Annotated in this window: 9 protein-coding genes; 7 read left to right on the plus strand and 2 right to left on the minus strand. The window is 64.7% G+C overall.

Annotated elements, in window-relative coordinates; translation table 11 throughout:
* Positions 1–83 precede the first annotated feature (83 nt).
* The 5 genes from rlmN to JQ609_RS11805 all read left to right on the plus strand — a co-directional run bounded on the left by rlmN (position 84) and on the right by JQ609_RS11805 (position 6087).
* Positions 84–1301 carry a 23S rRNA (adenine(2503)-C(2))-methyltransferase RlmN gene (gene rlmN / locus JQ609_RS11785; RefSeq protein WP_212210344.1) on the plus strand — a complete coding sequence of 406 codons (1218 nt, stop codon included), beginning with the start codon at positions 84–86 and terminating at the stop codon, positions 1299–1301.
* A 120-nt stretch (positions 1302–1421) separates the two neighbouring features.
* Positions 1422–1913 carry a hypothetical protein gene (locus JQ609_RS11790; protein WP_212273544.1) on the plus strand — a complete coding sequence of 164 codons (492 nt, stop codon included), beginning with the start codon at positions 1422–1424 and terminating at the stop codon, positions 1911–1913.
* 39 nt (positions 1914–1952) lie between these two features.
* On the plus strand, positions 1953–2708 hold the full coding sequence (locus JQ609_RS11795) for a phosphatase PAP2 family protein (protein WP_212210346.1): 756 nt from the start codon (positions 1953–1955) through the stop codon (positions 2706–2708).
* Between the two features lie 120 nt (positions 2709–2828).
* Positions 2829–4166 carry an argininosuccinate synthase gene (gene argG / locus JQ609_RS11800; RefSeq protein ID WP_212273545.1) on the plus strand — a complete coding sequence of 446 codons (1338 nt, stop codon included), beginning with the start codon at positions 2829–2831 and terminating at the stop codon, positions 4164–4166.
* Between the two features lie 160 nt (positions 4167–4326).
* Positions 4327–6087 (plus strand): alkaline phosphatase, encoded by a 1761-nt coding sequence (locus tag JQ609_RS11805; protein WP_409411172.1) that lies wholly within the window; start codon positions 4327–4329, stop codon positions 6085–6087.
* An 18-nt stretch (positions 6088–6105) separates the two neighbouring features.
* Here JQ609_RS11805 and JQ609_RS11810 read toward each other — a convergent pair whose 3' ends face one another.
* Positions 6106–6726, minus strand: coding sequence for a TetR/AcrR family transcriptional regulator (locus tag JQ609_RS11810; RefSeq protein WP_212273547.1), 621 nt, complete (start codon positions 6724–6726; stop codon positions 6106–6108).
* Between the two features lie 232 nt (positions 6727–6958).
* On the opposite strand from JQ609_RS11810, the gene JQ609_RS11815 reads away from it, so the two are divergent.
* A complete protein-coding gene (locus tag JQ609_RS11815) occupies positions 6959–7915 on the plus strand; it encodes a homocysteine S-methyltransferase family protein (RefSeq protein WP_212273548.1) in 957 nt (318 codons plus the stop codon).
* Between the two features lie 55 nt (positions 7916–7970).
* Here the strand turns inward: JQ609_RS11815 and JQ609_RS35755 are convergent, their stop codons facing one another.
* Positions 7971–8951 (minus strand): OmpA family protein, encoded by a 981-nt coding sequence (locus JQ609_RS35755; RefSeq protein ID WP_312014729.1) that lies wholly within the window; start codon positions 8949–8951, stop codon positions 7971–7973.
* A 68-nt stretch (positions 8952–9019) separates the two neighbouring features.
* Between JQ609_RS35755 and JQ609_RS35760 the strand changes: the two genes are divergently transcribed.
* Entirely contained in the window at positions 9020–9445 is a 426-nt protein-coding gene (locus tag JQ609_RS35760) for a hypothetical protein (protein WP_312014842.1), read from the plus strand.
* Positions 9446–9793: the final 348 nt, after the last annotated feature.

Below are 9793 nucleotides of genomic sequence, written 5' to 3' on the forward strand. Positions count from 1 at the left end.
GCATCGCGCCGTGCCCACCATTAACGCTTGCGGTGGGCACGCTACGCTTTGCCCACCCTACGTATCCCAAGAACAGAAACACGATGACCGTCGCTTCAATCGAGAGCAGTTCCTCGGCTCAGGCTCCCCTCGAAAAGATTCCGCTCGAAACCTATGTGCCGCCAGCCAAACCATCGCTGATCGGGCTGTCGCGCGCGGAAATCGCCGACCGGCTCGGCGAGATCGGTGTTCTGCCCGCGCAGCGCAAGATGCGCACCCAGCAGCTCTGGCACTGGATGTATGTCCGCGGCGCCAAAGATTTCGATGCGATGACCAGCATCTCCAAGGAAATGCGCGCCCAGCTGGTGCAGCATTTTACCGTCGATCGTCCCGAAGTGGTCGCCGAGCAGGTCTCCAACGACGGCACCCGCAAATGGCTGCTGCGGCTGCCGAGCGGCAATGCCCTCGAGAAGGCGCATGAAGTCGAGTGCGTCTACATCCCCGAGACCGATCGCGGCACGCTGTGCGTTTCCTCGCAGGTCGGCTGCACCCTGACCTGTTCGTTCTGCCACACCGGCACGCAGCGGCTGGTGCGCAATCTCACCGCCGGTGAAATCGTCGGCCAGATCATGGTGGCCCGCGACCGACTCAACGACTGGGCCGATCGCGAGACCCCGACCGGCAGCCGCCTCGTCACCAATGTGGTGATGATGGGGATGGGCGAGCCCTTGTATAATTTCGACGCGGTGCGCGATGCGCTGCTGATCGTGTCAGACAATGAAGGCATCGGCATCTCGCGCCGCCGCATCACGCTGTCGACCTCGGGCGTGGTGCCGAACATCGTCCGCGCCGGCGACGAAATGGGCGTCATGCTGGCGATCTCGCTGCATGCGGTGCGCGACGAATTGCGCAACGAACTGGTGCCGCTCAACCGCAAATACCCGATCGCCGAATTGCTGCAGGCCTGCCGCGATTATCCGGGATCGTCCAACGCGCGCCGCATCACCTTCGAATATGTGATGCTCAAGGGCGTCAACGATTCCATGGACGACGCCAAGCTGCTGGTGAAAATGCTCAAGGGCATTCCGGCCAAGATCAATCTCATTCCGTTCAACCCGTGGCCGGGCACCAAATACGAGTGCTCGGACTGGGACCAGATCGAAAAATTCTCCGAGTATATTTTCAACGCCGGCTATTCCTCGCCGGTGCGCACGCCGCGCGGCCGCGACATCCTCGCCGCCTGCGGCCAGTTGAAATCGGAAACCGAAAAATTGTCCGCGCGCGAGCGTCAGGCGCTGCGCGCGATGGCGATGACGGATTGAGTTGACCGATATCAAATTCGTCATGGCCGGGCTTGTCCCGGCCATCCACGTCTTTACGTGGTCACGACGAGGCATGACGGTTGAAAGAATTGTGCTCGTACGCGTGATGGAAATAGCTGCATGGCGCTAATCGGCCGCTTCTTCGTCATCCTGTTCGGATTCCTGTTCGCCTGCCTGGCGGCGGGGATGATCGTGGTCGGCGCGGTGCTGTATCCTGAATTCAGCGATCTCGGCGCAGGGCCGATCGATCAGGGCGCGATCAATGTCGTGCTCGGGTTCGGCTTCATCTTCATCTCGGGTTTTGCGCTGTTGCCGGCGCTGATCGTGGTTCTGATCACGGAAGCGTTTTATGTCCGGGGCGTGCTGACCTATGCGATCGGCGGCGCGCTCGTCGGCTGCGCCTGCTATCTCGGTCTGGTCCCGTTCGATCCCGAGACGATGCGCTTTGACGGCATCGTCCGCCGCCATCTCGAAATCATGACCGGGGCGGGCATCGTCGCGGGCCTGGTCTACTGGATGATCGCGGGCCGGACCGCGGGTGCATGGCGCGAACCGCCGAAACCCTTGCGTCCGCCACCGCCCCTGCCGGCCCATTCGCGGCCGCGTCCGTGAGCCTTTTCAAGACCCATCCCCTCGGCTAAACACCGCGCCATGAACCGGACCGGACTTTTCATCGCGCTGGGGCTGGCGCTCGTCATCGGACTGCTGTTCGGGATTTTTCCCGAACTCGATCTCAAACTGGCGGCGTTGTTCTACGATCCCGCGACCCATTCGTTTCCGTTGAAGCAGAGCTGGCTCGCCGCATTCGCCCGCGACGCCGCGATGTGGATCGCATGGGCGCTTGCATTGCCGTCGCTCGCGGCCATCGTGGTGAAGATGGTGCGGCCGGATCTGCCGATGTTCATTCGCGCGCGTACCGCCGTATTCCTGCTGAGCACCATTTTGCTATCTGCGGTCGTTCTCACCAACCTCACCTTCAAGACCTATTGGGGCCGGCCGCGGCCGGTGGTGGTGACGCAGTTCAATGGGCCGCAGGAGTTCGTGCCGTATTGGGATCCGCGCGGCACGTGCGGACGCAACTGCTCGTTCTTCTCCGGCGAGGGCGCCACCGCGTTCTGGGCTTACGCGCCCGCGGCGCTGACGCCGCCGGCGTGGCGGCCGTTGGCCTATGTGGCGGCGACCCTGTTCGGGATCGCGACCTCTGTGCTGCGGATGGCGTTTGGCGGGCATTTTTTCACCGATGTGGCGGCCGCCGGCCTGGTGAGCTTTTTGGTGATCTGGCTGGCCCATGGCTGGCTGTACCGCTGGCCATCGACCCGGGTCTCGGATGCGGCCGTCGAGGCCGCGCTGGCTCGCCTGGCCCGGCCCTGGAACCGTCTAACCAAGGGCTCGCGCCAGCCGGGCTGATCAGCCCCGGCCAGCTGCTGTCTGGGGTGCTATTAAACACGTGCCGACAAGCGCAAAGTTTGATATTCGCGCACCCGAAGCCGCAAACGATCTCAGCCATTTCGACCGATTGGAAGCACGATGAGCACGATCCTGAAGAGCCTGCCCAAAGGGGAAAAAGTCGGCATCGCTTTTTCGGGCGGCCTCGACACCTCGGCGGCGCTGGTGTGGATGAAGCAAAAGGGCGCCCGCGTCTTTGCCTATACCGCCAACCTCGCCCAGCCTGACGAGGCCGACTACGAGGAAATTCCGCGCAAGGCGCTCGAATTCGGCGCCGAAAAAGCCCGCCTGGTGGATTGCCGCACGCAGTTGGTCCACGAGGGTATTGCCGCGATCCAGTCCGGCGCCTTCCACGTCTCGACCGGCGGCAACACCTATTTCAACACCACGCCGCTTGGTCGCGCGGTAACCGGCACGATGCTGGTTGCGGCCATGAAGGAGGACGGCGTCAACATCTGGGGCGATGGCTCCACTTATAAGGGCAATGATATCGAGCGGTTCTACCGCTACGGCCTTCTGACCAATCCGAGCTTGCAGATTTACAAGCCTTGGCTCGACCAGCAGTTCATCGACGAACTCGGCGGCCGCGCGGAAATGTCCGCGTTCATGACCGCCAATGGCTTTGCCTACAAGATGAGCGCCGAAAAGGCCTACTCGACCGACAGCAACATTTTGGGCGCCACCCACGAGGCCAAGGATCTCGAGAGCCTCGACACCGGCATCAAGATCGTCAATCCGATCATGGGCGTGCCGTTCTGGCGCGACGACTGTGCCGTCAAGGCCGAAAAGGTTGTCGTGCGTTTTGCGGAGGGCCAGCCCGTCGCGCTGAACGGCCAGACCTTCGCCTATCCGCTGGCGCTGTTCCTTGAGGCCAACGCCATCGGCGGCCGGCACGGCCTTGGCATGAGCGACCAGATCGAGAACCGGATCATCGAGGCCAAGAGCCGCGGCATCTATGAAGCGCCCGGCATGGCGCTGCTGCATATCGCCTATGAGCGTTTGGTCACCGGCATCCACAACGAAGACACCATCGAGCAGTATCGGATCAGCGGCATGCGCCTCGGCCGGTTGCTGTATCAGGGGCGGTGGTTCGATTCCCAGGCCCTGATGCTGCGCGAAACCGCCCAGCGCTGGGTGGCCCGCGCCGTTACCGGCGAGGTCACGCTTGAGCTGCGTCGTGGCAACGATTACTCGCTGCTCAACACCGAAAGCCCGAACCTGACCTATCAGCCGGAGCGGCTGAGCATGGAGAAGGTGGAAGACGCCGCGTTCACGCCGGCCGACCGTATCGGCCAGCTGACCATGCGCAACCTCGACATCACGGATACCCGCGCCAAGCTGAAGCTCTATTCCGACACCGGCCTGCTATCGAGCGGAGACGGTTCCGAGATCTTCAAGCTCGGGAACGACAAGAGCTGAATCCGCCCAGGCCGGGCTGTATTTGGCACCTCTGCGCCGCTGCGGGCCGCCGTTACATGCGTTACATAGATGTCATCCGGGGTGGATAGAACGGGTCACCTTCACTTCTTGCTGAGCAATGGCTGTCGCTGTCCCGCAGGCAAGCACGCGCGGAGCTGAGATTTTGATCAAGCCAGTCACCATCATCACTCTCGCCGCCGTGCTCTCGGCATCGCCGGTTGTCGCCCAAACAGTCTATCCGATCGACCGCGCCGAAATTCTCTCCGGCGCGCGGTTCGACTTCAAGGTCGAATTCCCTGACCGGGTCGATCAGGCGAAACTGAAGGTAACGGTCAACGGCGAGGACCATGCCGCCGTGTTCGGCCGGGCCGCAACGTTTATCGAGCGTGAGGACGGCAGGGACCAATCCGCGCTGATGCTCCGCGATGTCGAGCTGGCAAAACCCGGGCCGTTCGTCGTCGAGGTCAATGACGGCACGAAGAGCCGCAAGGTGACGTGGACGGTCTACGACACCGGGCCGCGCAAGGCGAAGAACGTGATCCTGTTCATCGGCGACGGGATGTCGCCCGCCCATCGCGTCGGGGCGCGGCTGCTTTCCAAGGGCATTGCGGAGGGCAAGAGCCTCGGCAAGCTTGCGATGGACGACATGCCGCATACGGCGCTGGTGGCGACCGCCGGCTCGGATTCGATCATCACCGATTCGGCAAACTCGGCCAGCGCCTATTCCACCGGCCACAAGAGCGCGGTCAACGCGATGGGCGTCTATGCGGACCGCACCAGAGACGCGTTCGACGATCCCAGGGTCGAAACCGTCACGAGCCTTGCCAGGCGCCGGCTCAAGATGAGCATCGGTATCGTGACCACCACCGAAGTCGAGGACGCCACGCCGGCGGCGATGGTGGCGCATACGCGCCGCCGGGCGGCCTACGATGAGATTGTCGAGCAGCTTTTCGCGGCAAGGCCCGACGTGTTGCTGGGCGGCGGCAGCGCGAATTTCCTGCCGAAGTCTGCGGCCGGATCCAAACGCAAGGACGAGGTCGATTATATCGCCCGGTTCCGCGAGGGCGGCTATGCCCTGGCGACGACCGCGGGCGAACTCAATGCGCTGGCGGCCAAACCCGAGACGCGCCAGTTGCTCGGGTTGTTTGCCACGGGAAATATGGACGGGGCGCTGGATCGCAAATTCCTCAAGGGCGGCGGCGTCAAGAAATTTCCCGAGCAGCCCGATCTGACCGAGCAGCTCCAGGCCGCGCTGAACGTGCTGTCGAAAAACGAGGCCGGCTTCTTCCTGATGGTGGAATCCGGATTGATCGACAAATACGCGCATGCCCTCGACTTTGACCGCGCCGTCTACGACACCATCATGCTCGACAATGCGGTGCGCCTCGCCCGCGACTGGGCGAGCAAGCGCGGCGACGACACCCTGATCCTGGTGACGCCGGACCATAACCACCCCAACGCACTGGTCGGCACCATCAATCACGACATGAGCACGACGTCGGAAGCGCCGATGCGCGAGCGCGTCGGCGTCTACGACAAGGCCGGCTTCCCGAATTACCCGGCGCCCGATGCCGACGGCTATCCGTCGCGCGTCGACGTCAGCCGGCGGCTTGCCATCTTCTCGGCCAGCCTGCCCGACCATTACGAGACCTTCCGCCCCAAACTCGACGGCCCGAACGACCCGACCATGAAGGGAGACGATGACGGAACCTTCAAGGCCAACGAAAAGTACAAGGGCGTTCCCGGCGCCGTGCTGCGGCCCGGCAATCTGCCCGCGATGATGAACGCCAGCGTGCATTCCGGCGAAGACGTCATCCTGACCGCGACCGGGCCCGGCAGCGAACGGGTCAAGGGTTCGATGGACAATACGGAAGTCTTCCGCGTGATGGTCGACGCGCTGGGGCTCGCCGCAGCGAAATAGACTCTGAGTCGAAGCGCATCAGGACAGCGGTGGAGCTGAGAAGATCAGCTTCACGCAGCTTCGAAAGATCAGGATCTGGCGTTCCAGCCGGCTCGGATCGTTCAGCGTTTTCGACATGATGATCGCCCCATCGACAATGCAGGACATCATGTCGGCGAGATCGTCGAGATCGATTGGCTCCCGCAGTGGATGGACGGCGGCGATGCCGTCGAGGATGTGGCGGAAGCGCGCGTTCCAGTCGCGCACCGACTGTGCGGTGAGCTCGCGCACCTCGCGGTCGAACAGCCGCTCCTGATAGCAGACGCTGGCTATCAGGCAGCCGGGATGCCCGTTCGGCAGATCGGCCATCACTTCGGCGAGCAGCTTCAGCGAGATCAGGAACGCCTGCAGCGGATCGTCCGAGAGCTGCCGGCCGCGCGCGAAGATGTCGTCGAACAGCTGGTCGTTGGTCTTGACGTAGCGGCGCAGCATTTCGCGCGCGAGCGCATTTTTGTCCTTGAAGTGATAAAAGAAACCGCTCTTGGTGAGGCCGGCCTCCGCGATCACTTCGTCGATCGAGGTGGCGCCAAATCCCTTCGCGAGCACGGCCGCTTCCGCGATCTCGAGAATTCGCTCGCGCGTCGCTTCGCCTTTTCCCATCGCGTGTCTCCAGAAACTGTACTTGCGGTACGGTTTTGACTCCGCGTGCCGGCGCCGCGATTTTGTGCGCGCCGCGCAACCGTCTGATTTCCTAGCATTTTACAGCCCGACATTCAGCCGCACCACGAGCCGCCTAGGAAACCGCGACACTATGCGGCACCAGTTCCGCCAGACCAGGGCGCGCCGCGCCAGACCTATCAACAGCGCCTTTTTGCCGATTGGAGATATTGCAATGACAAAATATCGAACCGATCTGCCGCAACGCCGCGGCGGCATTTTCCTCACCGATGGCGGCATGGAAACGACGCTGATCTTCCATGAAGGGATTGATCTGCCCCACTTCGCCGCCTTCGTGCTGCTCGACAGCGCGGAAGGCCGCGGCACGCTGAAGCGATACTACCAGGCCTATATGGCGGTCGCGCGCGACCATGGCGTTGGCTTTGTGCTGGACAGCCCGACATGGCGGGCCAACCCCGATTGGGGCGCCAAGCTCGGGTACGATGCCGCGGCACTCAGGGCGATCAACATTCGCGGGATCAGGTTGCTCGAGGAGCTGCGCGCCGAATGGGAAAAGCCGATGACGCCCTGCGTCGTCAGCGGCGCCATCGGGCCGCGCGGCGACGGGTACAAGGCCGGCAACATGGATGCGGCCGAAGCCGAGGCCTATCATGGCGCACAGATCGCCGCCTTCGTCGAAGGCGGCGCCGACATGGTGACGGCCTATACGCTCAACACCATCAATGAAGCGATCGGCATCGCGCGTGCGGCCAGGGCGCAGCAGATTCCGGCCGTAATCTCGTTCACGGTGGAAACCGACGGCCGTCTGGTCAACGGGGAGACGTTGCGCGAAGCGATCGAGGCGGTGGATCGCGCGACCCAGGATTCGGTCGAATACTTCCTGGTCAATTGCGCGCATCCGACGCATTTCGAACATGCGCTGAAGGCCGACGAGGCCTGGGTCAAGCGTATCCATGGCGTCAGAGCCAACGCATCGGCCAAGAGCCATGCCGAACTGGATGAGTCTGCAACGCTCGATGCAGGCGATCCGCAGGATCTCGGCCGGCGCTATTCGAATCTCAGGCGCTCATTTCCGGCGATGCGCATTCTGGGCGGCTGTTGCGGTACCGACCACCGTCACGTGGCGGCGATCTGTGACGCCTGTCTGCCGCCGCGGGCGCTCAGCGCCTGACACAAAAAAATGGCCGGGATTGCTCCCGGCCATTTTCATATGGTGCTGACCGATCTCAGCGGCGCGGCGGCGCGGTGCCGGGCGGGGGCGGCGGCAGCGCCGCCTGACCGCCATTGAGCAGCGGGGTGATGCGGCGGACCGTGACGCGCCGGTTGATCTCGCTCGGTCCGTCCGTCTGCTCCTTCGGATACTGCTCGCCGTAACCCTGCGAGGTCAGGTTCTCCGCAGGCACGCCGAACTGCTGCGTCAGCAGCGTTGCGGCGGATTCCGCGCGGCGGTCCGACAGCGAGAGATTGTCGACGTCGGAGCCCACCCTGTCGGTGTGCCCTTCGATCAGGAACACCTCGCGCGGGTTGGCCTGGATCGCCCGGTTGAGGCCGTCGGCGATCGCCTGCAGCTTCGCCGTCTGGTCCGGCGGGATTTCCCACGAACCGGTGGCGAAGTTGATGGTGTTGACGTCAATGCTCGGCATCTGCATCCGGACATTGGGGCTGTAGCGGATTTCGTCGAGCGAGTAGCGCCGGTCGATCCGTTGCACCGGCGGCGCCACCATCGTGTCATAGATCACTTCCGGGGTCGCTTCGTCCGCGCTGACGATGTAGCGGTCGTAGGGCATGCTGACCACTGGCGGCGGCAGGTCGACATAGAAGCCACCGACCGCGCGCGGATCGCGGTAGCTGTTGTCGATGATGATGATCTCGCGGCCCCGTTCGTCGCGGCGGATGCGGCGCAGCAGCCGTCCGTCACTGCCGACCACGGTGATGATCCGGCTGCCGTCCGGCCGGATCACGACGGTGCGGGTTTCGCCGCCGACGGTCTCGGTCTGGATGTCACGCGCACCATAACGGAAGCGATAGAGATCGTTGCCGCGGACGTATTGCTGGCCGCTCGGGTCGCGGATGATGATCCGGTCCGGCTCGGTGTAGATGGTGCGGCCGCCTTCGATGGTTTCTCGCCGCTGGTTGCGGTAGTCGGCGATGGTCGCGCCGACCACGGCGCCTGCCACAACGCCCGCGCCGATGGCGAGCGGCGTCATGTTTTCCCGCCGTGGCGGTGGCGGTGGCGGCAGTTGCGTTGTGACCGTGGGTGCGGCCCGGAAGGCCGGTGCAACCGTCGGCGGAGCATTTTGTGATCTGCCGGGCGGTGCTGTTGCGGCTGCCGATCCAGGGACGGTACTTGGGGCCGGAGCGCCGGCGGGAGGCGCGGGCGGAACGGCCGGGCGTCCCTGCTGGCCGGGCGGCGGAGGCGTGGGCGCGCCAGCCGCTGGCGCTCCGGCTGATGGAGGTGCACCCGCAGGCGGCGCCGTTCCGGCGGCCGGCGGTGCGCCAGCAGGCGGTGTCGTTCCGGCAGCCGGCGGTGCGCCGGGTGGCTGACCGGGGCGTGGCGGCTGACCGCCCGGAGGTGTCGTCGTCGCGCCACCCGCGGCGGGCGGCGTTGTTGCGCCAGGACGCGAGGGCGCTGTCGGTGCTGCGCCGGCAGGAGGTGTCGAAGGCGCTCCCGCGGCCGGAGGCGCGGTTGGCGACGGCGTAGCGGTTGGCGCTGGCGTGGGGGCTGCGGCCGGCGCTCCCGGCACACGCTTGGTGTCAGCCGGCGGCGCGCCCGCGCCCGGGCGCGGTGGCGCGCCGGGTGTCGTCGTTGTGCTGCCCGCAGCGGGCGGCGATGCGGTCGGCGCAGGCGTAGGGGTTGCCGCCGGCGGAGGCGGCGTACGCGCGGGCGGAGCTGCAGCAGGCGGCGGCGGCGGCGTTGGCGTCGGACGCGCGGGCGGAGCCGCAGCCGGCGGCGGCGTTGGTGTCGGACGCGCGGGTGGATTATCCTGCGCACGCTATCCAAGCCGGAATTGGCGCCCGATAGCGAATTCAAGGAATACAGCGGATGGGC

Origin of the sequence: Bradyrhizobium sp. AUGA SZCCT0169 (assembly GCF_018130085.1) — a bacterium.
Classification (GTDB): domain Bacteria; phylum Pseudomonadota; class Alphaproteobacteria; order Rhizobiales; family Xanthobacteraceae; genus Bradyrhizobium.

Coding starts and splice junctions, on each gene's coding strand:
- JQ609_RS11795 (WP_212210346.1), top strand. CDS start 1,953: ATGAACCGGACCGGACTTTTCATCGCGCTGGGGCTGGCGCTCGTCATC.
- JQ609_RS11810 (WP_212273547.1), bottom strand. CDS start 6,726: ATGGGAAAAGGCGAAGCGACGCGCGAGCGAATTCTCGAGATCGCGGAA.
- JQ609_RS11790 (WP_212273544.1), top strand. CDS start 1,422: ATGGCGCTAATCGGCCGCTTCTTCGTCATCCTGTTCGGATTCCTGTTC.
- JQ609_RS35755 (WP_312014729.1), bottom strand. CDS start 8,951: ATGACGCCGCTCGCCATCGGCGCGGGCGTTGTGGCAGGCGCCGTGGTC.
- rlmN (WP_212210344.1), top strand. CDS start 84: ATGACCGTCGCTTCAATCGAGAGCAGTTCCTCGGCTCAGGCTCCCCTC.
- argG (WP_212273545.1), top strand. CDS start 2,829: ATGAGCACGATCCTGAAGAGCCTGCCCAAAGGGGAAAAAGTCGGCATC.
- JQ609_RS11815 (WP_212273548.1), top strand. CDS start 6,959: ATGACAAAATATCGAACCGATCTGCCGCAACGCCGCGGCGGCATTTTC.